The organism is Cryptosporangium sp. NPDC051539 (assembly GCF_044454545.1).
GTDB lineage: Bacteria > Actinomycetota > Actinomycetes > Mycobacteriales > Cryptosporangiaceae > Cryptosporangium.
Genome location: NZ_JBITDV010000001.1, coordinates 909,933 through 934,283, shown reverse-complemented (window position 1 = coordinate 934,283; position 24,351 = coordinate 909,933). Strand labels below are relative to the sequence as shown.

Annotated in this window: 22 protein-coding genes; 20 read left to right on the top strand and 2 right to left on the bottom strand. The window is 71.9% G+C overall.

Annotated features, from left to right (window positions below; all coding sequences use genetic code 11):
- Positions 1-16: 16 nt before the first annotated feature.
- Both ACIBZJ_RS04410 and ACIBZJ_RS04405 read left to right on the top strand, forming a co-directional pair.
- Positions 17-1,231, top strand: coding sequence for an acetyl-CoA C-acetyltransferase (locus tag ACIBZJ_RS04410; RefSeq protein ID WP_395925355.1), 1,215 nt, complete (start codon positions 17-19; stop codon positions 1,229-1,231).
- Positions 1,231-2,442, top strand: a complete 1,212-nt coding sequence (locus ACIBZJ_RS04405; RefSeq protein ID WP_395925353.1) for a CoA transferase — start codon at positions 1,231-1,233, stop codon at positions 2,440-2,442. Before ACIBZJ_RS04410 ends, ACIBZJ_RS04405 begins: the two co-directional genes overlap by 1 nt.
- Here the strand turns inward: ACIBZJ_RS04405 and ACIBZJ_RS04400 are convergent.
- Both ACIBZJ_RS04400 and ACIBZJ_RS04395 read right to left on the bottom strand, forming a co-directional pair.
- Positions 2,439-3,560, bottom strand: a complete 1,122-nt coding sequence (locus ACIBZJ_RS04400) for a pyridoxal phosphate-dependent aminotransferase (RefSeq protein WP_395926021.1) — start codon at positions 3,558-3,560, stop codon at positions 2,439-2,441. The two genes, ACIBZJ_RS04405 and ACIBZJ_RS04400, sit on opposite strands and share 4 nt — an antisense overlap.
- A gap of 144 nt (positions 3,561-3,704) precedes the next feature.
- Positions 3,705-4,316, bottom strand: coding sequence for a TetR/AcrR family transcriptional regulator (locus ACIBZJ_RS04395; protein WP_395926019.1), 612 nt, complete (start codon positions 4,314-4,316; stop codon positions 3,705-3,707).
- Between the two features lie 117 nt (positions 4,317-4,433).
- Here ACIBZJ_RS04395 and ACIBZJ_RS04390 point away from each other — a divergent pair, with 117 nt between their 5' ends.
- The 18 genes from ACIBZJ_RS04390 to ACIBZJ_RS04305 all read left to right on the top strand — a co-directional run bounded on the left by ACIBZJ_RS04390 (position 4,434) and on the right by ACIBZJ_RS04305 (position 24,345).
- A complete protein-coding gene (locus tag ACIBZJ_RS04390; protein ID WP_395925351.1) occupies positions 4,434-5,444 on the top strand; it encodes a fumarylacetoacetate hydrolase family protein in 1,011 nt (336 codons plus the stop codon).
- Complete coding sequence (locus tag ACIBZJ_RS04385) at positions 5,437-6,834, top strand: class I adenylate-forming enzyme family protein (protein WP_395925349.1); 1,398 nt, start codon at positions 5,437-5,439, stop codon at positions 6,832-6,834. The genes ACIBZJ_RS04390 and ACIBZJ_RS04385 overlap by 8 nt, the downstream gene beginning before the upstream one ends.
- 31 nt (positions 6,835-6,865) lie before the next feature.
- Positions 6,866-8,089 carry a nitrate/nitrite transporter gene (locus ACIBZJ_RS04380; RefSeq protein ID WP_395925347.1) on the top strand — a complete coding sequence of 408 codons (1,224 nt, stop codon included), beginning with the start codon at positions 6,866-6,868 and terminating at the stop codon, positions 8,087-8,089.
- Positions 8,089-9,021 (top strand): MBL fold metallo-hydrolase, encoded by a 933-nt coding sequence (locus tag ACIBZJ_RS04375; RefSeq protein ID WP_395925345.1) that lies wholly within the window; start codon positions 8,089-8,091, stop codon positions 9,019-9,021. Before ACIBZJ_RS04380 ends, ACIBZJ_RS04375 begins: the two co-directional genes overlap by 1 nt.
- Entirely contained in the window at positions 9,018-9,971 is a 954-nt protein-coding gene (locus ACIBZJ_RS04370) for an MBL fold metallo-hydrolase (protein WP_395925343.1), read from the top strand. Before ACIBZJ_RS04375 ends, ACIBZJ_RS04370 begins: the two co-directional genes overlap by 4 nt.
- A 66-nt stretch (positions 9,972-10,037) precedes the next feature.
- The gene (locus tag ACIBZJ_RS04365; protein ID WP_395925341.1) at positions 10,038-10,445 is read left to right on the top strand and encodes a YciI family protein; all 408 of its coding nucleotides are present in this window, start codon (positions 10,038-10,040) and stop codon (positions 10,443-10,445) included.
- The gene (locus ACIBZJ_RS04360; RefSeq protein WP_395925339.1) at positions 10,442-11,572 is read left to right on the top strand and encodes an RNA polymerase sigma factor; all 1,131 of its coding nucleotides are present in this window, start codon (positions 10,442-10,444) and stop codon (positions 11,570-11,572) included. The genes ACIBZJ_RS04365 and ACIBZJ_RS04360 overlap by 4 nt, the downstream gene beginning before the upstream one ends.
- Positions 11,573-13,178: 1,606 nt before the next feature.
- Positions 13,179-14,240, top strand: a complete 1,062-nt coding sequence (locus ACIBZJ_RS04355) for a phosphotransferase family protein (protein ID WP_395925337.1) — start codon at positions 13,179-13,181, stop codon at positions 14,238-14,240.
- 150 nt (positions 14,241-14,390) lie between these two features.
- Entirely contained in the window at positions 14,391-15,785 is a 1,395-nt protein-coding gene (locus tag ACIBZJ_RS04350) for a LytTR family transcriptional regulator DNA-binding domain-containing protein (protein WP_395925335.1), read from the top strand.
- A gap of 90 nt (positions 15,786-15,875) precedes the next feature.
- Positions 15,876-17,972, top strand: coding sequence for a catalase/peroxidase HPI (katG, locus tag ACIBZJ_RS04345; RefSeq protein ID WP_395926017.1), 2,097 nt, complete (start codon positions 15,876-15,878; stop codon positions 17,970-17,972).
- 176 nt (positions 17,973-18,148) lie between these two features.
- Entirely contained in the window at positions 18,149-18,610 is a 462-nt protein-coding gene (locus tag ACIBZJ_RS04340; protein WP_395925333.1) for an MSMEG_3727 family PQQ-associated protein, read from the top strand.
- 10 nt (positions 18,611-18,620) lie between these two features.
- A complete protein-coding gene (locus ACIBZJ_RS04335) occupies positions 18,621-20,318 on the top strand; it encodes a PQQ-dependent dehydrogenase, methanol/ethanol family (protein WP_395925331.1) in 1,698 nt (565 codons plus the stop codon).
- Between the two features lie 32 nt (positions 20,319-20,350).
- A complete protein-coding gene (gene pqqA, locus ACIBZJ_RS04330) occupies positions 20,351-20,434 on the top strand; it encodes a pyrroloquinoline quinone precursor peptide PqqA (RefSeq protein ID WP_395926015.1) in 84 nt (27 codons plus the stop codon).
- Between the two features lies 1 nt (position 20,435).
- Complete coding sequence (gene pqqB / locus ACIBZJ_RS04325) at positions 20,436-21,251, top strand: pyrroloquinoline quinone biosynthesis protein PqqB (RefSeq protein ID WP_395925329.1); 816 nt, start codon at positions 20,436-20,438, stop codon at positions 21,249-21,251.
- Entirely contained in the window at positions 21,248-21,934 is a 687-nt protein-coding gene (pqqC, locus tag ACIBZJ_RS04320; RefSeq protein ID WP_395925327.1) for a pyrroloquinoline-quinone synthase PqqC, read from the top strand. The genes pqqB and pqqC overlap by 4 nt, the downstream gene beginning before the upstream one ends.
- The gene (pqqD, locus tag ACIBZJ_RS04315; RefSeq protein ID WP_395925325.1) at positions 21,931-22,191 is read left to right on the top strand and encodes a pyrroloquinoline quinone biosynthesis peptide chaperone PqqD; all 261 of its coding nucleotides are present in this window, start codon (positions 21,931-21,933) and stop codon (positions 22,189-22,191) included. Before pqqC ends, pqqD begins: the two co-directional genes overlap by 4 nt.
- Complete coding sequence (gene pqqE, locus ACIBZJ_RS04310) at positions 22,184-23,254, top strand: pyrroloquinoline quinone biosynthesis protein PqqE (RefSeq protein WP_395925323.1); 1,071 nt, start codon at positions 22,184-22,186, stop codon at positions 23,252-23,254. Before pqqD ends, pqqE begins: the two co-directional genes overlap by 8 nt.
- Positions 23,251-24,345 carry a sodium:calcium antiporter gene (locus ACIBZJ_RS04305; protein WP_395925321.1) on the top strand — a complete coding sequence of 365 codons (1,095 nt, stop codon included), beginning with the start codon at positions 23,251-23,253 and terminating at the stop codon, positions 24,343-24,345. Before pqqE ends, ACIBZJ_RS04305 begins: the two co-directional genes overlap by 4 nt.
- The last annotated feature ends 6 nt before the right edge of the window (positions 24,346-24,351 follow it).

The window sequence follows — 24,351 nt, the reverse complement described above, 5'->3', positions numbered from 1 at the left end:
CAAGGGGAGCGACCAGATGCCTGAGGCCGTGATCTGCGAGCCGTTGCGGACACCGGTGGGCGGGTTCGGAGGCGCCCTGCGTGACGTCCCGCCGCACGAGCTGGCCGCGACCGTGATCCGTGCGCTGATCGACCGGACCGGCCTGCCGCCGGAGGCGGTGGACGACGTCCTGCTCGGCCACTGCTACCCGACGATGGACGCACCCGCGATCGGCCGGGTCGCGGCGCTCGACGCGGGGTTGCCGGTCACGGCGTCCGGGCTGCAGATCGACCGGCGCTGCGGGTCGGGCCTGCAGGCCGTGCTCTACGCGGCGATGCAGGTGCAGGCCGGGGCCGGTGACGTCGTGCTGGCGGGCGGCGCCGAGTCGATGTCGAACGCGCCGTTCTACTCGACCGGGATGCGCTGGGGCGTCAAGGGTGGCAGCCCGGGCGTGCTGCTGCGTGACGCACTGTCGGCCGGGCGGGTCACCGCGGGCGGGCAGAACTTCCCGGTGCCCGGCGGCATGCTCGAGACGGCCGAGAACCTGCGGCGCGAGTACTCGATCCCGCGGGCGGAGCAGGACGAGTACGCGGTGCGCAGCCACCAGCGGGCGGCCGCGGCCGCGGCGTCCGGAGTGTTCTCCGAGGAGATCGTGCCGGTGACCGTGCGCGGCCGGAAGGCCGAGGTGGTCGTCGACGCCGACGAGCACATCCGGCCGGACTCCTCGATCGAGAAGCTGGCGACGCTGCGGCCGGTCCTCGGGAAGGACGATCCCGACGCGACCGTGACGGCCGGCAACGCGTCGGGGCAGAACGACGGGGCCGCGATCTGCATCGTGACCTCGCCCGAGAAGGCCGCCGAGTACGGGCTGCGGCCGCTCGTCCGGCTGGTGTCCTGGGGTGTCGCCGGCGTGCCGCCGAAGACGATGGGAATCGGGCCGGTCCCGGCGACGGCGAAGGCGCTGAGCCTGGCCGGTCTCGCGCTCAAGGACATGGACCTGATCGAGGTCAACGAGGCGTTCGCCGCGCAGGTGCTCGCGTGCACCCGGGAATGGGGCTTCACACCGGGAGACTTCGACCGGACGAACGTGCACGGGTCGGGCATCTCGCTCGGGCACCCGGTGGGCGCGACCGGCGGGCGCATCCTGGCGACGCTGAGCCGCGAGATGGTGCGCCGCGACGCCCGCTACGGGCTCGAGACGATGTGCATCGGCGGCGGCCAGGGCCTCGCCGCGATCTTCGAGAAGGTCTGATGCTGCCCCTGAGCGGACTGCACGTCGTCGACCTGTGCACGTACGTGGCCGGGCCGTCGGCGTGCATGACGCTGGCCCAGCTCGGCGCGGACGTCGTCCGGGTCGACCCGATCGGCGGGGCCACCGACACCCGGCGGCTGCCGCTGGCGCCCGGCGGGCGCAGCCTGTACTGGGCCGGGCTCAACCGGGGCAAGCGGTCGATCGAGGTGGACCTGCGCGGCGAGGCCGGCCGGGACGTCGTCCGGCGGCTGCTCGCGGTGCCGGGTGAGGGCCACGGGATCCTGGTCACGAACGCGGTCGGGCAGTCCTGGCTGCGCCACGAGCAGTTGCGCCAGGTCCGGCCCGACCTGATCCAGATCCAGATCGGCGGGCGCGCGGACGGGCGTCCGGCGGTGGACTACACGGTCAACTGCGAGGTCGGACTGCCCTGGGTCACCGGCCCGGTGGACGCCAGCGTGCCGGTCAACCACGTGCTGCCGGCCTGGGACCTGATCACCGGGGCGCACGCCGCGCTCTCGGTCGTCTCGGCCGAGCGGATGCGCCGGGAGACGGGCGCGCCGCAGTTCGTCGAGATCAACCTGGCCGACGTGGCGGTGGCGACGATGGCGCACCTCGGGTTCGTCGCGGACGTGGTCGTGAACGGGTCGCAGCGCCTGCGCGAGGGCAACTACCTCTACGGCAGCTACGGGTGCGACTTCGCCACCGCCGACGTCCGGCGGGTGATGGTCGTCGCGCTGACGAACCGGCACTGGAACAACCTGATCCGGCTGACCGGCACCGAGGACGTGCTGGCCGCGATGGAGAAGGCGATCGGCGTCGACTTCGCAGCCGAGGAGGCCCGCTACCGGTACCGGGACGTGATCTCGGCGCTGCTGCGGCCGTGGTTCGAGCAGCGGACGCACGCGTCCGTGGTGGAGGCGCTCGACGGCGCGAACATCCTCTGGGGCGACTACCGCACGATCGAGGAGATGACCCGGTCGGAGGACGGGCTGCTGGCCGCCAGCGGGCTGTTCACCGAGGTCGACGATCCGGCGCTGGGCACGTACCCGGTGCCGCTGCCGGTCGGCCGTCCGTCCGGGTGGACGCCACCGACGCCCGGGCCCGCCCCGGCCGTGGGAGCCGACACCCGGGACGTGCTCGGCGACTGGCTCGGCCTGGACGCCGCCGAGGTGACCGGCCTCGCCGACGCCGGCGCGGTCCGCCTGCCCTAGGACCGCTTCGCGACGAACGGCCGGAGCCTGGCCAGCGCCTCCTCGATCGGCTCGGTGGCGCCCGCGAACGAGAGCCGGACGTACCGGTGCCCGTCGACCGGATCGAAGTCCACCCCCGGGGCGATCGCCACGCCGGTCTCGGCCAGCAACTCGTACGTCAGCGCCATCGAGTCGTCGGTCAGGTGCCCGACGTCGGCATACACGTAGAACGCGCCGTCGGCCGGCGCGAGCCGGTCGATTCCCAGCCGCGGGAGGCCGTCGAGCAGCAGCGCCCGGTTGACCGCGTAGCGCTCCACGTGGGAATCCGCCTCGGCGTACGACTCGGGCGTGAACGCGGCGACGGCCGCGTACTGACCGAGTGCGGGAGGGCAGATCGTCAGGTTGCCGGTCAGCCGGTCGACCGCGCGGCGCAGCCCCTCGGGCACCACCAGCCAGCCGAGGCGCCAGCCGGTCATCGAGAAGTACTTCGAGAACGAGTTGACGACGATCGCCTGGCGGGACGTCTCCCGGGCACAGGCCGTCGCGGGTGCCCCCGGGTAGCTGAGGCCGTGGTAGATCTCGTCGCTGACCAGCCGGATCCCGCGCTCCTCGCAGAGGACGGCGAGCGCGGCCAGCTCGGCCGGGTCGATGACCGTACCGGTGGGGTTGGCCGGGCTGGCGACGATCAGGCCCTGGATCGGCGCGTCGAGCGCCTCGATCATCGCGACGGTGGGCTGGAACCGGGTCTCCGGCCCCGTCGGCAGCTCGACGACCTCGCAGCCCAGCGCGGTGAGGATGTTGCGGTAGCAGGGGTAGCCCGGGCGGGCCATCGCGACCCGGTCGCCGGCGTCGAACACGGCCAGGAACGCGAGCAGGAAACCGCCGGAGCCGGCCGTGGTGACGACGACGTCGTCGATTCCCAGGGAAACGTCGTAGGTGCGCCGGTAGTGCTCGACGATGCCGGACCGCAGCTCCGGGATGCCGAGCGCGACCGTGTAGCCGAGGACCTCGGTATCCAGCGCCGCGGCGGCGGCGGCCCGCACGGCGGCGGGAGCGCGGGTGGAGGGCTGGCCCGCCGACAGGTTGATCAGGTCACCGTGGGTGCGCTGCCGCTCGGCCGCGGCGGCCCAGATGTCCATGACGTGGAACGGCTCGATCCCCGATCGGGCGGACGGCCCGGCGAGCTCGGCGGCCACGGAGTTCGGATGCACACTTCTTTCTACCTGCATTCGGCCCGCCCCGACCTCTGACGCCGGACCACGAGGGCGTCCCGCGGCTGTGCGCTAGGCCGGCAGGACCCCGGTCAGGACGAGGTCGAGCATGCGGAGCAACTGCTCGGTGAGGTCGAACGGGGGGTCGGTGTCGATCCAGCGGGTGAGCGTCGCGAAGTAGCCGGTGGCCAGCAGCAGGCCGGCCAGCTCGGGGTCGACGGACTCGGCGAGCTCGCCGGAGTCGGTCAGCAGCTTGGCGATCTCGTGCGCGAGCGGCGGGTCGCCCAGGACGTTGGTGTTGTGGACGGCGGCGCCCATCAGCGCGACCGTCTCGGGCCGGGTCGCGGAGCTCAGGTTGCCCAGCTCGACCATGTACCGCTGCAGGACCTCCCGGAGCGCGTGGTGCTCCTCGGCCCGGACGGCACCGAGCGCCCGGTCGCGGCGCCGGGACGACCACTCGTCGAGGAAGGCCGCTTTGCGCTGGAAGTGGTTGAACACGGTGGCGCGGGCGACGTCCGCGCGCTCGGCGATCTCGTCCATCGTCGTGTTGTCGTAGCCGCGCTCGACGAACAGCCCGATCGCGGCGGCGTACACCGCGTCGCGGCGCCGGACCCGGCCGCGGGTCCGGCGGTCGGGTGCCGGCGGGGTTCCCGGCAGGGCCTGCGTGGCGAGTTCGGAGGACACAGCTCCCAAGTACATCACCGTCTTTCCCGACTCTTGACGACGCGTGTCCTGTGGCCTACCTTACAGCCAGTTTGGATTCGAGTCCAAGTTCGGACTGAAGTCCATTGGAGGCTGGCGATGAAGCTGGTGACCTTTTCCGTCGGAGCCGGTGCACCGCGGTTCGGGGTGTGGGACGACGACCACGTGATCGAGCCGGCGGTGGTGCTCCGGGCCGACCAGGAGCGGCGGAACGGCACGACCGCGGCCGCGCGGGCGCCCGAGGTGGCCACCGAGATGGTGGCGTTCTTCGAGTCCGGCGCGACCGGCCGGCAGACGGCCGGAGCCGCGGTCGAGGTGGCGCGCGGGTACGCGGCCCGCGGCGACGCGCTCGGCGGGGTGCACCCGATCGGCGACGTGCGGCTGCTCGCGCCGGTGCCCAGGCCGCGGCGGATCCGGGACTACCTGACCTACACCGAGCACGCGGCCGGCTCCGGCCTGGCCGTGCCGCCGGCGTTCGCGGCGATGCCGATCTGCTACAAGTGCAACGTCGAGACGATCATCGGTCCGGACGAGCCGCTGCTCTGGCCCTCGTACACCGACCAGCTCGACTTCGAGCTCGAGCTCGGGTTCTTCACCTCCGGCGGCGGGCGCGACCTGACGCCGGCCGAGGCCGCCGGGAAGATCGCCGGCGTCACGATCTTCAACGACGTCAGCGCCCGGGACATCCAGTTCTACGAGATGAGCCTCACGATCGGCCCGTCCAAGGGCAAGGACTTCTGCACCGCGATGGGGCCGTGCGTCCTGACGATGGACGAGGTCGACGAGTGGGCGGTGCGGATGACCGCCCGCGTCAACGGCGAGGTCTGGGCGTCCGGGAGCACGAAGAACCGGCAGTTCTCGTTCGCCGAGGTGCTGGCCTGGGCGTCGCTGGACGAGACCGTGTACCCGGGGGAGTTCCTGGCCCTGGGCACGGTCGGGGGCGGCTGCGGGCTGGAGCTGGATCGATGGATCCGGCCGGGTGACGTGGTGGAGCTCGAGGCCGAGGGGCTCGGTGTGCTGCGCAACCCGGTCGGCGCGAAGCAGATCGTGCCGGCGGGCGCCGGAGTCCCCAGCTACTCCGGTTCACCCCGCGCGGCCGCTCATGACTGAGCGGGGTGACGCCCGTCTGACCGTGGGGGATTTGCTGCGGCGCAACGCGGCCGACGCGATGCGGGTGTTCGCGGTGCTCGACGGCGGGGAGACGATCACCTACGCCGAGCAGCTCGGCCGGAGCCGCCGCGTCGCGGGCGGCCTCCGGGAGGCGGGGGCGCGGCCCGGCGACCGGGTGCACGTCCAGCTGGGCAACTGCCGCCAGTTTTTCGACGTCTGGTTCGCCACCGCGCTGTCCGGCACGATCCTCGTGCCCACCGGCCCGCAGTCGAGTGCCGACGAGCTCGCCCACGTCCTCTCCGACAGCACCCCCGCGGTCTCGCTCCGGTCTCCGTCCGAGGTGGACGCCCTGCACGCGCCGACCGGTGCGGACGTGGAACCCGGCGACGTCGCCGCGATCCTGTACACGTCGGGCACGACCAGCCGGGCCAAGGGCGTGATGGTCACCGACGCGAACTACGTCGCGGTCGGAACCGCCGTCGCCACCCACCTGGGGCTCACCGCCGCCGACCGGTGGCTGGTCGTCCTGCCGCTGTTCCACGCCAACGCGCAGTACTACTGCGCGATGTCCGCGCTGGTCAGTGGTGGTTCGATCGCGCTGGCGCCGCGGTTCTCGGCGTCGAACTGGGGGCGGCAGGCGCGCGAGCTGGGCGCGACCGTCGCGAGTCTGTTCGCTGCCCCGGTGCGGATGATCCTGGCCGCGGCCACCGACCCCGACGACGCGGCGAACTCGGTGCGGACGGTGCTGTTCGCCCAGAACATCGCCGACGGGGACGCGAAAACGTTCGAATCCCGGTTCGGGACCCGGCTCGTGCAGCTGTACGGGATGACCGAGACCGTGCTGCCACCGACGATGAACCCGGACGACGACACCCGGCGGTGGGACAGCATCGGTCGCGCGCTGCCCGGAGTGACGATCGACCTCGGGCCCGACGGCGAGATGTGGGTCACCGGTTCGCCGGTCGCGGCCGGCTACTGGAACGACCCCGACGCCACCGCGGCCACGTTCACCCCGGAAGGCCTGCGCACCGCCGACCTCGCGCGCCGGGACGCCGACGGCTTCCTCTACTTCGTCGACCGCGCGAAGGACATGATCAAGCGCGGCGGCGAGAACGTCTCGGCCGGCGAGGTCGAACGTGTCGCCGGGGAGCACCCGGCCGTGGCCGACAGCGCCGCGGTCGGCATCCCCGATCCGGTGCGCGACGAGGCGATCCTGCTCGTCGTCACGCTCCGCCCGGGCGCGTCGGTCGCACCGGAGGAGCTCCTCACCTGGTGCCGTGAGCGCCTCAGCCCGTTCAAAGTTCCCAGCGTCGTGAAGTTCGTCGACGCTCTCCCGCGCACGAGCGTCGGCAAGGTCCGCAAGGCCGAGCTGCGCGCCCGGAGTCTCTGACCCCCGTCACCCCCCGCACCGGAGGACAGCCATGTCCAGATCCACCCCCTGGGCGATGCTCGCGCTGCTCAGCGCCGGGTTCATCGCCCTGACCCTGAACTGGTTCGACGTCGCCGCCGCGTTCCCGCTGATCGGCGCGGAGTTCCACGTCGGCCTCGGGTCGCTCAGCTTCCTGATCTCGCTGTTCCTGGTCGGCTACGGCGTAGCCCACATCCCCGGCGGCATGCTCGCCACCGCGATCGGCATGAAGCGGACGCTCGTCATCGGGCTCGCGCTGCAGGGTGTCGCCGGGGTGGCCTCCGGCCTGTCCCAGTCCTACACCGCGCTGGCCTGGTTCCGGCTGCTATCCGGCATCGGTGGCTCGATCTTCATCGCGGTGGCATTCGCCGCGGTCATCGTCTGGTTCCACGACACGCAGGTGACGCTCGCGCTGGGCATCTCCGGCGGAGCGGCGTTCAGCGCCGGGGCGGCGTTCGCGCTCTACGTCTGGATCTACCTGCAGCGGGCGACCAGCTGGCACACGTCGCTGCTGCTCGCCGGCGTGTTCGAGCTGCTGGTGGCGGCGGCGACGCTGATCTGGTTCCGGACCCCGGCCGACGCCCCGGCGCTGCACGGGACCCGGTTCGAGCGGGACGCGCTGACCGCCTCGGTGGCCAGCCGGGACCTGTGGATCTACGGGATCGCGCTGCTCGGCGCGTACGGTGCCTACTTCACGACGTCGCAGCTGTTCACCGAGTACGCGATCCTCGAGCGGGGGTTCGACGCGTCGAAGGGCGGGCTGCTCTCGGCGATGATCGCGCTGGCCGGCATTCCCGGGAGCATCGTCGGCGGGTACTGGGCCGACCGGTCGCGCAACATCCGGGCGTTCGTCGTCGGGTCGCTGATCGCGTGCGCGGTGCTGCTGGCGCTGATCCCGGTGGTGCCCACCGGCGTGCTCTGGGTGCTCGGGATCGGGATCGGGTTCTTCCTGATCTTCGGGTTCGCGGCCTGGTCGGCGGTGCCGACCCGGGTGAGCCGGATCCGGCACGAGTACGTCGGGACGGCCACCGGGCTGATGCTGACGCTGGCCGCGGTCGGTGGCTTCTTCATCCCGATCATCTTCGGCCACCTGGTGCCGCACACCAGCTTCAACACCGGCTGGTACTTCCTGGCCGTGATCAGCTTCGTCTTCGCCCTGGTCGGACTGGCCGGACGCAACCCGTCGAGCGCGTCGGTCGCGTCCGCGGTGACGACCCGGACCGAGGTCGCGGCCTGATGGAGTACACCCGCGGGCTGCACCCGCTCACCGAGCACTGCCACGCCTGGCTGGTTCCCGACGGGACCTGGGGCTGGAGCAACGCCGGCCTGATCACCGGTGCGGGCGAGTCGCTCCTCGTCGACACGCTGTTCGACCTCGCGATGACCCGCGAGATGCTCGACGGCCTGACGCCGGTCACCGGCGACCATCCGATCCGGACCGTGGTCAACACCCACGCCAACGGCGACCACTGGTTCGGCAACGAACTGGTGGCCGACGCGTCGATCATCGCGTCGGCCCCGACCACCCGGGAGATGCTGGCCAACGGGCCCGAACTCATCCGGAGCCTGATCGCCGGCGAGGGCGCGCTGGGGCGTTTCGCCGGCCACATCTTCGCCCCGTTCGACTTCTCGAACATCACCCCGACCCCGGCCACCCGTTCGTTCGACGACGAGCTCACGCTCGACGTCGGCGGCACCGAGGTGCGGCTGCTCAACCTCGGCCCGGCCCACACCGCGGGTGACAGCGTGGTGTTCGTGCCCGGCGAACGCGTCCTGTACGCGGGCGACCTGCTGTTCATCGGGGGGACGCCGATCAGCTGGGCCGGGCCGATCTCGAACTGGGTCGCCGCGTGCGACCGGATGCTCGGGCTGGAGCCGGAGTTCGTGGTTCCCGGTCACGGCCCGGTCGTCGGCACCGAGGGCATCCACCAGGTGCGCGACTACCTCACCTGGGTACAGGACGAGGCGAAACAACGCTTCGACCGCGGGCTCTCGCCCGAGGACGCCGTGCGTGACATCGACCTGGGCCGGTTCGCGAGCCTCGACGAGCACGGCCGGATCGCCCAGAACGTGCTCGCGGTCTACTACGAACTCGATCCGGGCCGGGAGCGGGAGGACACCCGCGAGGTGTTCCGCCGGATCGCCGAGCTGGAGGGCTTCACCGAATGAGCGCTACCGTCCACGACATCACCACGCCCGCGCCGCCGATCGTCCAGGAGGTCAGCGACGGCGTCTTCGCCTACGTCCAGCCGGACGGGACCTGGTGGATCAACAACACCGGCTTCCTGGTCGGCCGGTCCCGGGCCGCCGCGATCGACGCCTGCGCCACCGAGGCCAGGACACGCGCGCTGGTGGACGCGATCGCGCAGGTGACGCCGGCCCCGGTGCAGACCCTCGTCAACACCCACCACCACGGCGACCACACCCACGGCAACGGGCTCTTCGCCGACGCGACGATCGTCGCGCACGAGCGGTGCCGGGAGGAGATCCTGGCCGAGGGCAAGCCCGGCACCAGCGCGCTGATCCGCACCGGCACCTGGACCGACGTCGACTGGGGTGACCTGCCGGTCGCGCCGCCGTTCCTCACCTACACGACCGGCGTCGACCTCTGGGTGGACGACCTCAGGTGCGAGGTGCGGCACGTCGGCACCCCCGCGCACTCGACGAACGACAGCATCGTCTGGATCCCCGAACGGCGGGTGCTCTTCGCCGGTGACCTGTTGTTCAACGGAGGCACGCCGTTCCTGGTGGCCGGGTCGGTGGCCGGTGCCGTCGACGCGGTGACCGCGCTGAAGTCGCTCGGCGCGGAGACGATCGTCCCCGGTCACGGACCGGTCTGCGGCCCCGAGGTGATCGACGACGTGCTCGCCTACCTGCGGTTCGTGCTCGACCTGGCGGTACTGGGGGTGCGGGACGGCACGCCGCCGCTGGAGGTCGCCCGATCGGTGGACCTCGGCCGGTTCGCCGCGCTCACCGACCAGGAGCGTCTCGTCGGCAACCTGCACCGGGCCTACGCCGAGCTCGGTGGCGCCGAGCGGGGCGCCGCGATGGACTTCGGGTCCGCGCTCGCCGACATGCGGGAGTACAACGGGGGTGCGCCTTTGACCTGCCTGGCCTGACCCTGTCGAGAATCCGTAGGTGGCTCCGTCCCCGGGCAGAACGACACCGAATTGGGAGGAACCACGATGGCGAAATACCTGCTGCTCAAGCACTACCGCGGCGGCCCGGCCCCGGTCAACGACGTCCCGATGGATCAGTGGACGCCGGAGGAGGTCACCGCCCACGTGCAGTTCATGAAGGACTGGGAGGCCCGGGCCGAGGCGTCGGGCGAGTTCGTCGACGTGGGCGTGCTGTCCCCGGAAGGAACGTTCGTCCGGTACGACGGCGAGGGCCGCCCGCCGGTCACCGACGGGCCGTTCGCGGAGACGAAGGACCTCATCGCCGGGTTCTACGTGATCGACGTCGACAGCTACCAGCGGGCGCTCGAGCTGGCCGGGGAGCTGTCGGCCGCGCCGGGCAAGGACGGCGAGCCGATCCACGAGTGGCTCGAACTGCGCCCGTACTACGGCGCGCCGTCGACCATCACCGAATGAACGAAGCACTACTGCGGGAGCTCACGCCGAGCGTCCTGGCCGTCCTCGTCCGCCGCGGAGCCGACTTCGCGGCGGCCGAGGACGCCGTGCAGGAGGCCTTGGTCGAGGCCGTCCGGGTCTGGCCGTCGGAATCGCCGCGCGATCCCAAGGGCTGGCTGGTGACCGTCGCCTGGCGGAAGTTCCTCGACGCGGCCCGCTCGGACGCGGCCCGCCGACGGCGGGAGTCGCCGCCCGAGGAGCCACCCGCGGCCCCGAACACCGACGACACGCTCCAGCTGTACTTCCTGTGCGCCCACCCGTCGCTGACCCCGTCGTCGGCCGTGGCGCTGACGCTCCGGGCCGTCGGCGGCCTGACCACCCGCCAGATCGCGCAGGCCTACCTGGTGCCCGAGGCGACGATGGCCCAGCGGATCAGCCGGGCCAAGCGCACGGTCTCCGGCGTACGGTTCGACCGGCCCGGCGACGTCGCGACCGTGCTCCGCGTGCTGTACCTGGTGTTCAACGAGGGCTACTCGGGGGAGCTGGATCTGGCCGCCGAGGCGATCCGGCTCACCCGGGTCCTGCGGCGGGCGGTGGACCATCCCGAGGTCGCCGGGCTGCTCGCGCTGATGCTGCTGCACCACGCCCGGCGCGCGGCCCGGACCGGGCCCGGCGGCTCGCTGGTTCCGCTGGCGGACCAGGACCGGCAGCGCTGGGACACCGGGCTGATCGCCGAGGGGGTCGAGATCCTCCAGGCCGCGCTGGCCCGCGATCGGCTGGGGGAGTTCCAGGCCCAGGCCGCGATCGCCGCGCTGCACGCGGACGCGCCCACCGCGGGGGAGACCGACTGGGTGCAGATCGTCGAGTGGTACGACGAGCTCTGCCGTCTGACCCCCAGTCCGGTCGTCCGCCTCAACCGCGCGGTCGCGGTCGGTGAAGCCGACGGAGCGCGTGCCGGTCTGGCCGCGTTGTCGGACGTGGACGCCACGGTGCCGCGATTCACGGCCGTGGAGGCCCATCTGCGCGAGCGGGACGGCGACCTGGTGGCGGCGGCGAGGCTGTACGCCGAAGCGGCCCGGAAGGCGCCCAACCTGGCGGAACGTGATCACCTGACCCGTCAGGCCGCTCGGCTGAACGCGCAGCGCTAGGCAACCACCGTGCTGTCGCGGCTCGCCGCGCTCGGATCGGGTCGACGCCGACCGGCCCGGGCCCCGGCCAGCGCCCGCCCGGCCTGCCGCCAACGCCAAGCCCCCGCCCCGTTCCTGGCCCCGCCCGCCCCGTTCCGCGCCCGGCCCTGCCCGTTCCGCGCCCTGCCCGGCCCCGGCTTGGCCCCGGTCTGGTCCGCCCCAGCCTGCTCCGGTCGGCTCGGCCTGTCCCGGCTCGGCCTGCCCTGCCCCGGCCCGGCCTGCCCCGGCCCGGCCCCGTCCGGCTCGGCTCGGCTCGCCCCGGTTCGGCCTGCCCCGTCCGGCTCGGCTCGGCCTGCTCCGGCCCCGCCGGCCTTGCTCCTGCCCTGCCCTGCCCTGCCCTGCCTGGGCGCCCTGGCCAGCACCGGCATCCCCTGGCCCAACCCGCCCTGCTCTGGGCCGCCCCGTCCGTGCGTGGGCCCTGCCCTGCCGGGGGCCGGGCGGCGGTGCCGGCGGTGCCGGCGGCGAGCGCCATCGACGCGCGGACGCCTAGATCGGCGGCCACGGGCGGCCCGACCGTCCGGCTGGCCAGCGGCTCCGGCGGACGCGTCCCTGCTGTCCGCGCAGGCGGCCGGACGCTGGCGGTGGCTGCGGCAGAACAAAGGCGTTCACCGCCGGGTTCCTGCCACCGCCGGCGCGTAACGCCGGTGACCGCGGGGTTCGCAGCCTCGCGTCCCGACCTCGCGATCGACGTGCTGCGCACCGACCGCACCGACCGCACCGACCGCACCGACCGCACCGACCGCACCGACTGCACTGACCAGGTCGCGGTGCTGCCGACTGCACTGACCAGGTCGCGGTGCTGCGGACAGCCGGGCCGACGTCGGGCCAGGTCCGGGCGACCGCGGCGCGTCCACGGCCGCTCGGCTCGGCGTCGGTCCAAGTCGGGCGGCCGGGCGACCAAGGACCGCAGCCGTGGCCGGTCGAGTCGGCGCAGGTCCGGGGGCGGCCTCCGGGCGCCCGGAGGCCGCGGTCGTGGTTGGTCGCGTCGGAGTCGGCCCGGGTCGGGCTGCACTGCGGGCGGCCAGAGAGCCGCGGCTGCGGCTCGTTGCCGTCCGGACCCCGCAGGCCCAACCCCAAACCACACTTTCACGATAGGAATAGTTGATACCCTGAAAACCCAGCTCCCTCGCGGGGCGTCGCAGACAGGAGCGGCGGCATGGCAGCCAACCGATGGTGGCGCAGCTGGCGCCAATTCCTGTCCACGGTCGAGTCGCACTGGTGCGCGATGGGCCCGTTCCCAGGCCCGCCATGGCCGGATCTGCCGACCGCAGGATGGGTAGTCGGCCCCGACGGCCGACCGGTGCCGGTCGCAATGCCGGTGGACGGCGGGCCGTCCTGAAGCGTCCTGCCGGTGGACGGCGGGCCGTCCTGAAGCGTCCGTCCGGTGGACGGCGGGCCGTCCTGAAGCGTCCGTCCGGTGGACGGCGGGCCGTCCTGAAGCGGTCTACCGGTGGACGGCGGGCCGCCCCGAAGCGTCCTGCCGATGGACCGAGGGCCACCCCGGAGCGGCGAGGGGATCCAGCGGCGACCGGGTGGCAAAGATCCGAACCTCCGATAACCTGACGCGATGACCCAGGCCGCCGCCGCACCGGTCGCCGTCGTCAGCAGCTATCTCGCGAGCGAGCTCGGCGACCCGGCCTGGCGCGACTGCGAGATCACGCTCATCGCCGGCGGCCGGTCGAACCTGACGTTCCTGGTCACGTCAGCCGCGGGCGACGTCATCCTGCGCCGGCCGCCGATGTCCACGGTGCTGCCGACCGCGCACGACATGGCCCGCGAGTACACGGTGATCAGCCGCCTGGGCGAGGGCCGCTCGCCGGTGCCGGTCCCGCGCACCCGCCTGTTCTGCGCCGACGAGGCCGTTCTGGGCGCCCCGTTCTACGTCATGGACCGGGTGCCGGGCCACGTCGTCACCGACACGCTCCCGGCCGGGTACGCCGACCGGCCCGAGGAGAAGCGGGTGATCGGCACCGCGGTGATCGACGTCCTCGCCGACCTGCACGGCGTCGATCCGGCCGCGGTCGGACTGGGCGAGTACGGACGCCCGGACGGCTACCTCGACCGTCAGCTCCGCCGCTGGACCAAGCAGTGGGCCGCCACCCGCCTGCCCGACGACCCGGCCACCGACGACCTCGACGCGCTGGCCCGGCAGCTCGCCGAGCACCGGCCCCGGGCCGGGACCGGCCCGATCGTCCACGGCGACTACCGCCTCGGCAACCTGATCCTCGACCCCGACCGGCCCGGCCGCATCGCCGCCGTGCTCGACTGGGAGATGTCGACGCTCGGCGATCCGCTGACCGACCTCGGCATGCTGGCGATCTACTGGCAGGAAACCCCGACCGGCGACCGGTGGGCGGGAGCCGGCCGGGCGACCGCCGTCACCGTGCTCGACGGGTTCCCGCGCCGTCGCGAGCTGGTGCAGCGGTACGCCGAACGCACGGGCCGGCCGGTCGACGATTTCGCCTGGTATCTCAGTTTCGCGTCATTCAAGCTCGCGGTTATCGCGGCTGGTGTGGCCGCCCGCGGCCGGGCCGGCGCGATGATCGGCGACGGTTTCGTCGAGGCGGCCGAACTCGTCGGCCCGATGGTCGCCGCCGGCCTGCACGCTCTGCGTCACGGTCTCGACTGACGGCCGTTATCCCCACGATTCCACTCTCGACAGGCGGAACGAAAGGTAGCGAAGCCGCACGAGGGGTACCTAGAGTGGGGACGCTGGTCTGTAACAGAGCCGAGACCGGCCGTAACGAAGTTGGGGATGGACCAAGGGCGGTTCTCCACCATGAAGTACGGACATCGGCGGGAATCCACCACAACGAATGCCGTTTACGCGGCGTGGGAACGATTCATCCAAGGCGACGACCACGTGTCGGGCGTCCGGCCCGAAGTGGCGATTTCCTGGCACCGCTGCCGGGAGCGGTACCGCGTCGATCCGCACCTCACCGAGGCGCCGATCGCGGTCACCGAGATCGACCACACGCCGGAGCACGACGTCGTGTTCGCCGAACTGGGCTTCCGCGCGGCCACGCTGGCGCACGACGTCAGCGCCCTCGGCGGCGTGGTCACGATCACCGATGCCACCGGCCGCATCCTGTCCTCCTGGGGCGACGCGGCCACGGTCGCCCGGGCCGAGTCGGCCAACCTGGCCCCGTGGTTCTGCTGGTCGGAGTCCGCCGCGGGCACCAACGGCATGGGGATGGCGCTCGAGGCGCACGGCCCGGTGCTGGTCCGGGGTGCCGAGCACTGGTGCGAGGCCTTCCACGGCTGGGTCTGCGCCGGCGTCGCCGTGCGCGACGTCGTCAGCAGGGAGCCGATCGCCGTCCTCAACATCTCCTGCTGGCGTAGCCAGCCCCCGCCGCTGGCCGGAAGCTGGCTGGCCAACGCGGCCACCAAGACCCAGTGCCTGCTCAAACGACGGGCCCGCAACAGCGGGTCGGAACTCGTCGCCGCCTACACCCTGGCCCGGGCCGGTTCACCCGCGCCGCTCGCCGCGATGGACACCGCCGGCAAGGTGGTGATCGCGGACGAGACCGCGAGCGTCCTGATGGGAGTGCCGGCGGCGGTCCCGGCCCTCGACCCCACCGTCCGCTGGACCCCCGGCCTGCCGGGTCTGATCGGCGCCGCCCGCTACGCGAGCCGCCAGGCGGCCCGCAATCCCGACTGGGTCGGCTCGACCCAGATCTTCACCTACCTCGCCGACGAACCGACCCCGATCACGCTCCGCCCGGTGTTCCTGTCGGGCCAGCTGATCGGCACGCTGGTCTCGTTCAGCGCCTCGGACGAGGCTCCGCTTCCTCCCTCGGTGGACGAGAGGCCGCCACCGCCCCAGGCCGCACCCCGATCGCGCCGGGTGGTCGCGGTCCGGGAGAACCGGACCGTGCTGCTGCGGCTGACCGAGGTCGCGTTCGCCGAGTCGGAGGGCAACGACGTCTGGCTCTCGACCGACCAGGGCCGCCTGCGCGCGGCCTCGTCGAGCCTCGACAACCTGGCCGACGAGCTGTCGGGGGTGGGCTTCCTCCGCGTGCACCGGCAATACGTGGTCAACCTGGGCCGCGTGCGCGAGGTCGAGCGTCGCCGGGGTGGCGAGCTTTTCCTGGTCATGGACGACGGCGTGGACGGCATGGTGCCCGTTTCGCGTCGGAACGCCCCGGCGGTGCGACGCGCACTGGAGATCTGAGCGTCGGAAGGGAGCCCCGTGCCCGACAACCAGCCCGGGGGCGGAGGCCTCGGCCTGCCCGCCCCCACCTCGGCCGATTACTACGCCTCGGTGGAACGTCCGTACTCGGCTTCGCTCGAACGGCGGACCGCGGGCACCGGCCGGTGGCCGGATCGGCTCAACCTCCGTGTCCTCGGCCGATCCGACCCGCTCCGGGGCGTCGACTACGCCGCGGCCTTTTCGACGCTCGACCTCGGCGAACTGGCCGCCGACGTCGACGCGGTGCTCACGACCTCGCAGGACTGGTGGCCGGCCGACTTCGGCCACTACGGACCGCTCGTGCTCCGGATGGTGTGGCACTGCGCCGGCACCTACCGGGTCTCCGACGGCCGGGGCGGCGCCGCCCAGGGCCTGCAGCGGTTCGCGCCGGTCGACAGCTGGCCCGACAACCGCAACCTCGACAAGGCCCGGCGGCTGCTGTGGCCGGTGAAGAAGAAGTACGGGCGCCGCATCTCCTGGGCCGACCTGATGGTCTTCGCCGGGAACCGCGCGCTGGAGACGATGGGCTTCACCACGTTCGGCTTCGGCGGCGGACGCACCGACGCGTTCGAGCCCGACGACGTCTACTGGGGACCGGAGAGCGCCTGGCTCGGCGACGAACGGCACACCGGCGTCCGCACCCTCGACGAACCGCTGGCCGCCGATCAGCTGGGCCTGATCTACGTCAACCCGGAGGGCCCGAACACGGTCCCGGACCAGTACGCGTCCGCCCGGGACATCCGCGCGACGTTCCGGCGCATGGGCATGAACGACGAGGAGACCGTCGCGCTGATCGCGGGTGGCCACACGTTCGGCAAGACCCACGGCGCCGCCGACCCCGAGCGTCACCTCGGCCCGGAGCCGGCCGCGGCCGACGTCGGGCACCAGGGGCTGGGCTGGCGGAACAGCCACGGCACCGGCAACGCCGGCGACACGATCACCAGCGGTCTCGACGGCACCTGGACACCGACGCCCACGACCTGGGACAACACCTACCTCGAGACGCTGTTCGGCTACGAGTGGGACGTCGCGCTGAGCCCGGCCGGGTTGTGGCAGTGGGTTCCCCGGGACGGCGGGGGCGCCGGCACCGTGCCGGATGCGCACGACCCGTCGAAGCGGCACGCGCCGACGTTCCTGACCACCGATCTCGCGCTCCGCTACGACCCCGGCTACGCGCCGATCGCACGGCGGTTCCGCGAGCACCCCGATCAGCTCGCCGACGCGTTCGCCCGGGCCTGGTTCAAGCTCACGCACCAAGACCTGGGCCCGGTCCAGCGTTACCTCGGGCCACTCGTGCCCCGGGAGACCCTGCTCTGGCAGGACCCGGTGCCGGCTCCGTCCGGCGAGCCGGTCGACGTTCCGGCGCTCAAACGGCGCATCCTCGGCTCCGGGCTCACGGTCGCCCAGCTGGTCGGGGCCGCTTGGGCGTCGGCGTCCACGTTCCGCCGCAGCGACAAGCGCGGCGGCGCCAACGGGGCACGCGTCCGGCTGGAACCGCAACGGAGCTGGGAGGTCAACGACCCGGAGTCGTTGGCGCAGGTCCTCGGCGTACTGGAAGGCCTGCCGGGGATCTCGGTCGCGGACGCGATCGTGCTCGGCGGCTGTGCCGCCGTCGAGCAGGCCGCCGGGGGCACCGTCGAGGTGCCGTTCACCCCGGGCCGGACCGATGCGACGCCGGAGTGGACCGACCGGCAGTCGTTCGCCGCGCTCGAACCGCTGGCCGACGGGTTCCGCAACTACCGCGGGCCGCACGCGAAGCGCCCGTCGGAACACCTGCTCGTCGACCGGGCGAGCTTGCTGACGCTCACCGCTGCGGAGATGACGGTGCTGGTCGGCGGTCTGCGCGCGCTCGGCGTCGGCGGCGCACTGACCGCGACGCCCGGCGTACTGACGAACGACTTCTTCGTGAACCTGCTCGACCCGGGGATCGAGTGGACGCACCACGGCCCCGAGACGTTCGAGGGCCGCGAGCGGTCCACCGGCGAGCTCCGGTGGACCGCGACCCGGGTCGATCTGGTCTTCGGCGCCGACGCCGAACTGCGGGCGATCGCCGAGGTCTACGCCGCGGACGACGCCTCGGAGATGTTCGTGCGTGACTTCGTCGCGGCCTGGGACAAGGTGATGAACCTCGGCCGCTACGACGTGCCGGTGGTGGCGAACCCGGTCTGAACGGTCGCTGTCCGCGGGCGAACGGTAGTGCGGGCGACGATTTGCGGTCGTCCTTGTTGGACGTATTTCGTCAGCGTAAAGTCCGGCGTAATAGCTGATCGGATCCGCCCTTTTCACAGGGCTATTTCGCATGGCCGGAAATAGGCAGGGAGAATTCCGACGAGAGGATGAGGTCGATGGCGACCGCGCAGGACCGAGACTTACTGCTCGACAAACTCGGGTTGGACGGCCAGAACAAAGCTGCCCTCGGCAAGGTTCTGAACACCGGAAACATCGGTCAGGCCACCGAGCGGCCGGACGGCACGATGGAAGCGACGGTCCGGATCCAGCCGGACGAGATCTGCTGGGATCCGTCGATTCTGGTTCTGCCCCACGGGGGCGACCTCGAACTGACGCTCATCAATGACGACCTGAACACGCACTGCGCTCTGCTGCCGAGTAATGGCGACCGCAAATTCATCTGGCTGGTCAATCATTCCAAGGGCCGTGCACTCCTCAACCTCGACGGGCCGGGTTACTACTGGTACAGCTCGCCCACCGGTAACGACGAGGGCCGCGGGCTGACCGGGACGATCGTCGTGCTCGGCGACGTCCCACCGGAAGCCCGACTCGACCGGCCCACCCAGCCCCGCCCGTGAGGAGGAACTCATGACCGTCGAATACGTGGACGCGGGCGAGGCCGTCGACCAGGGCCGTCTCTCCGGCAAGGTCGCGGGCGGCGAGGTCGCCCCGCCGGTCACCGAGAACGTCACCTACGAGCGCATCCTGGACGCCCGTTCCGAGCCGGAGAACTGGCTCACCTACTACGGCGCCCACGACGGACAGCGCTACAGCCCGCTCGACCAGATCAACACCGAGAACGTCAAGCGCCTGCTGCCCGCCTGGGTCTTCCAGGCCGGGTCCAGCGGCATCATCGCCGGTGCGTCGACGTACTCGTTCGAGGCCACCCCGATCGTCGTCGACGGGATCATGTTCCTGTCCGGCTGGGACGGCTGGGTCTGGGCCCTGGACGCGGTGACCGGCAAGGAGATCTGGCGCTACAAGCACGCAATCCCGTTCGACGTCTCGCTGTGCTGCGGGAACGTCAACCGCGGAGTCGCGGTGGCCAGGAACAAGGTCTTCTTCGTCACCGCGAACGCGCACCTGATCGCGCTCGACGCCACCACCGGCAAGAAGGTGTGGGACAAGGTCAAGGGCGACGTCCGGGCCGGGGAGAGCGCCACCAGCGCGCCGATCATCATCAAGGACATGGTCGTCGTCGGTAGCGCCGGCGGCGAGTTCGGCGTCCGGGGTCACCTCGACGCGTTCGACTTCGAGACCGGCGAGCACCGCTGGCGGTCCTACCTGGTCCCGAAGCCGGGCGAGCCCGGCTCCGAGACCTGGCCGGCCGACGGCGAGGCCTGGGCCCGCGGCGGCGGCAACCCGTGGCTGGTCGGCACGTTCGACCCGGACACGAACCTGATGTACTGGGGCACCGGCAACCCGGCGCCCGACTTCGACGGCGGCGTCCGCGAGGGCGACAACCTGTACACCGACAGCATCGTCGCGATCGACGTGGACTCCGGCGACATCCGCTGGCACTACCAGTGCACTCCGCACGACGTGTGGGACTACGACAGCATCTCCGAGTGCATCCTGTTCGAGCGGGACGGGCGCAAGCTGCTCGGCCACTTCGACAAGAACGGGTACTTCTTCGTCCTCGACCGGACGAACGGCGAGCGGGTCTCGATCACGCCGTTCGTCGATCGGATCACCTGGGGCACGATCACCCGCGAGGGCCAGGTCCTGGCGAAGGTCTACCCCGACGAAGAGGGCGTTCCGGTGCACTTCTACCCGGGCCCGGCCGGCGCCAAGGAGTGGACGCACGCGTCCTACAGCCCCCGCACCGGCTGGTTCTACGTTCCGGTGCAGGACGTCGGGGCCACCGCCACCCGGCGGCGCCGCGAATTCAAGGAGAGCATCCCGTACTGGGGTGCGGGCGTGCAGGTCGACATCGAGGAAGCGGTCGGCTACGTCAGCGCGTTCGACGCCGACGGCGAGGAGAAGTGGCGCTGGCGCAACGAGCTGCCGATGTGCGCGTCGACGCTGGCCACCGGCGGTGACCTGGTGTTCGCCGGGGAGCCGTCGGGGGAGTTCAACGCCCTCGACGCCCGCACCGGCGAGCAGCTCTGGCAGTTCCAGTGCGGCAGCGGTCACCACAGCAGCCCGATCACCTACGCGGTGAACGGACGCCAGTACGTGGCCGTCCCGGTCGGCTGGGGCGGCTGGGCCGAGGGGTTCCTGCCCGGCATGCTCGGCGCCGGACACGGCAGCGCCCTGATCGTCTTCGCCCTGCCCGAGGCCTGACCGGCCCGAGGTCCGAGAGAGGAGGAACAATCATGAAGGAATGGGAGACCCCTGAGTTCGTCGAGGTCGCCGTCGCCCCCGAGGTGACGATGTACATGGGAACTCTGGAGCCCTGACGTGTGGGCGCGGGTGCTCGGCTCGGCCGCCGGCGGCGGATCGCCGCAGTGGAACTGTCACTGCCGCGTCTGCACGGCCGTCCGTTCCGGAGCCGGGCACTCGCGTACCCAGTCCTCGCTCGCGGTCAGCGCCGACCGTCGTCAGTGGTTCCTGTTCAACGCCTCGCCGGACGTCCGCGTCCAGGTCGACGCCCTTCCGCTCTCCGCGGTGCTCCTCACCGACGCCGAGCTGGACCACAGCGCCGGGTTGCTGCTGCTCCGCGAGGCGGACGTCCTCGAGCTGTACGCCACCGCGGCGGTCTACCGGACGCTCCACGACGGGTCGGGGCTGTTGCCGTTGCTGGCCCGGTACTGCCGGATCGAGTGGCGGCCGGTCGATCTCGACGTGCCGTTCCCGCTGGCCCCGGGCCTGACCTGCCAGGCCTTCGACGTGCCGACGACCAAGAAGGACCGCTTCGGGGTAGGCGTGGACGCCGGCCGGGTCGTCGGCTACCGGATCACCGACACGAACACCGGCGGGACGCTCGTCTACGTGCCGGGCGCGCAGACGCTCCCGGCGATCGACCCCTGTGACGTGCTGCTGTTCGACGGTTCGTTCTACCGCGACGACGAGATGGGCGCCCGGACGGCGTTCTCGATGGGGCACCTGGCCATCGAAGACAGCCTCGGCCCGCTGTCGTCGCTCGGGGCCGGCCGGGTGCTCTACGTCCACATCAACAACACCAACCCGATCCTGCTCGACGACTCGCCCGAGCGGCGGGCCGTCGAAGCGTGCGGCCTGGAGGTAGCCATGGACGGTCTCGAGGTGGAGTTGTGACCGCGGCTCTGCAGAGCGACTTCGTCGAATTGTTGCGGGGCCACTCGCGCCGCTACCACGACGCCCACCCGTTCCACGTCCGCATGAACGAGGGACGATGCACGCGCGAGCAGATCCGCGGGTGGGTCGCCAACCGCTTCTACTACCAGGAGAACATCCCGCGCAAGGACGCGGCGATCCTCTCCAACTGCCCGGACGTGGACGTCCGGCGGCGCTGGATCCGGCGCATCCTCGACCACGACGGCGGAGGGGCCGACGGCAGCGGGATCGAGGCCTGGCTGCGTCTCGGCGAGGCCGCCGGACTGCGCCGGGAGGAGATCCTCGACCATCGCCACCTGGTGCCGGGCGTGCGTTTCGCGGTCGACGCGTACGTGACGTTCACCCGGACCAAGCCCTGGGTGGAGGCGGTGGCCTCGTCGCTGACCGAACTGTTCGCGCCCGACCTGATGGCCGAGCGGCTGGCCGCGTTCGAGCGGCACTACACCTGGATCGACCCGGCCGGGCTGACCTACTTCCGCAACCGGCTGCACCAGGCGCCGCGGGACTGCGAGCACGCGCTCGAGATCGTCACCACGCACTGCCTCTCGGCCGAGTCCCAGGCGGCCGCGGTCGACGCGCTGTCGTTCAAGTGCGACGTGCTGTGGAGTCAGATGGACGCGATCGACAAGGCCTATCCGGGATGAGCAGGCCACGGTTGGCGCGGCACGTCCGGTTGTCGTTCGACTCCACCCGGCAGCGGCCGATCCTGTTGCTGCCGGAGACCGTCGTGGTGCTGAACGACACCGGTGCGGCGATCCTGGAGCGGTGCGACGGGCAGCGCACGGTGGCCGAGATCGAGGAGTCGCTGGCCCGGGAGTTCCGGACCGTGCCGGAGGGTGAGGTCCCGCGGTTCCTGGCCGGGCTGGTGGCGCGGCGGTGCGTGGAGCTGGCCGATGGCTGAGCCTCCGTTCGGCCTGCTCGCCGAACTCACGTACCGGTGCCCACTGTCGTGCGCGTACTGCTCGAACCCGCTGAACATGGCCGACTACACCGACGAGCTGTCCACCGAGGAGTGGCAGCGGGTGTTCCGCGAGGCGCGCGACCTCGGCGTGCTGCAGTGCCATCTGTCCGGTGGAGAGCCGCTGCTGCGGCGAGACCTGGCGGCGCTGGTCGGTGCCGCGTCGTCTCTCGGCCTTTACACGAATCTGGTGACGAGCGCGGTGGGGCTGTCGCGGGTGACGGCTCAACGGCTGCGGGACGCCGGGCTCGACCACGTCCAGATCAGCATTCAGGCCGACCAGCCGTCGCTGTCCGACCGGATCGCCGGTATCCCGTCGTTCCAGCGCAAAGTCGACGCGATGCGGGTGGTCAAGGAACTGGGCTGGCCGCTGACCGTCAACATCGTGCTGCACAAGCGGAACATCGACCGGGTCGCCGAACTGCTGGAGTTCGCGGCCGAGGCCGGGGCCGACCGGGTCGAGCTGGCGAATACCCAGTACTACGGGTGGGCCTGGCAGAACCGGGACGCGCTGCTGCCGTCGCGCGCGCAGCTGGAGGCGGCCGAACAGGTCGTGCGGGCGGCGTCGTACGACCTGGACGTGCTCTACGTCGTGCCGGACTACTACAGCCGGTACCCGAAGCCCTGCATGGGCGGCTGGGCGTCGCGGCAGCTGACCGTGACGCCCAACGGCGACGTGCTGCCGTGCCCGGCGGCGCAGTCGTTGCCGTTGCCGAGAGCGTCGGTGCGGTCGTCGTCCCTGGCGTCCCTCTGGGCCGATTCGCCGGTGATGAACGCGTTCCGGGGCACCGGATGGATGCCGGAGCCGTGCGTGTCGTGCGACCGGCGCGAGGTCGATTTCGGCGGCTGCCGGTGCCAGGCGTTCCAGCTCACCGGCGACGCGGCCCGGACCGACCCGGTCTGTCACCTCTCGCCCGACCACGCGCTGGTGACCGACGCCGTGGCGGCGGCGAACACCTCGGTGGATCTGCCGCTGGTGCCCCGCCCCCACCGGGCCCGGTCATGACGTCGATCCTGCTCTTCGCGATCGGTGCGGGACTGCTGGTCTACAGCGCCGAGAAACTGATCGTGTACCTGGTCGGTGCGGCGGCCGGGCTGCACGTGTCGGTGTTTCTGCTGGCGATCCTGTTCACCGGCATCGAGTTCGACGACGTGGCGCTCGGGGTCGCGCTGAACGTCGAGGACCTGGGCGGGGTCGCGCTGGGCACGGTGTTCGGGACCGCGATCTCGATGACCGGAATCGTGCTCGCGCTGGCCGCGATCGTCTGCCCGACCCGGATCAGCATTCCGCGCAGCTACCTCGTGCTGTTCGCGGTGTCGCCGCTGATGATGATCCCGTTCGTGCTGGCCGCGCCGCTGACCCCGGCCGACGGGGTGGTCCTGCTGCTGCTGTTCGGAGCGTTCCTCGCCTACGTGGCCGCGAACGAGCTCCGGAGCGCGACACCGGTGTTCCGCAACGCGGAGATCCTGGAACGAATCGGTGCGGGCGGGGGAGCGGACGGCGCCCCCGGCCCGGCGGCGCCGGGCGGCGGGGTGCCGGCCGCGGGCGGGCCGGGGGGAGGGCGTGCGGGTGACGAGCCTCCGTTCACCGTGATGATGCCGTTCTCGAAGACCCGGCCGCTGCCGCGGTGGGGAGGCCTCGCGCTCGCCGTGCTCGCGCTGATCGGCCTCGTCGCCGGAGCCGCGATCACCAGCGAGGGCATCAGCGGCATCCTCGACGGGTTCGAGATCCAGGGGACGCTGTTCGGCGCGACGATCGCCACGCTCGTGCTGTCGCTCGAAGACCTCTTCCTCACCGTCGAGCCCAACCGGCGGGGCGCACCGGAGATCGGGATCGGCAACGTCATCGGCAGCGTGGTGTTCGGCGTCACCGCGAAGCTCGGCATCATCCTGATCACCGGCGGCCGGATCGACGTCGAGAACAACGTGCTGGCCTGGCATCTGCCGGTGCTCGTCGTCATGACCGGGATCTCGGCCTACTTCCTCTCGACCGGCCGCTTGCGCCGCTGGCACGGCGTGCTGCTGCTGGCCCTCTACGTCACGTACTGGGTGGTCAGCTTCACGGTGTTCGGCGCCGCCCCGATCGACCCGGACTGACGCCGG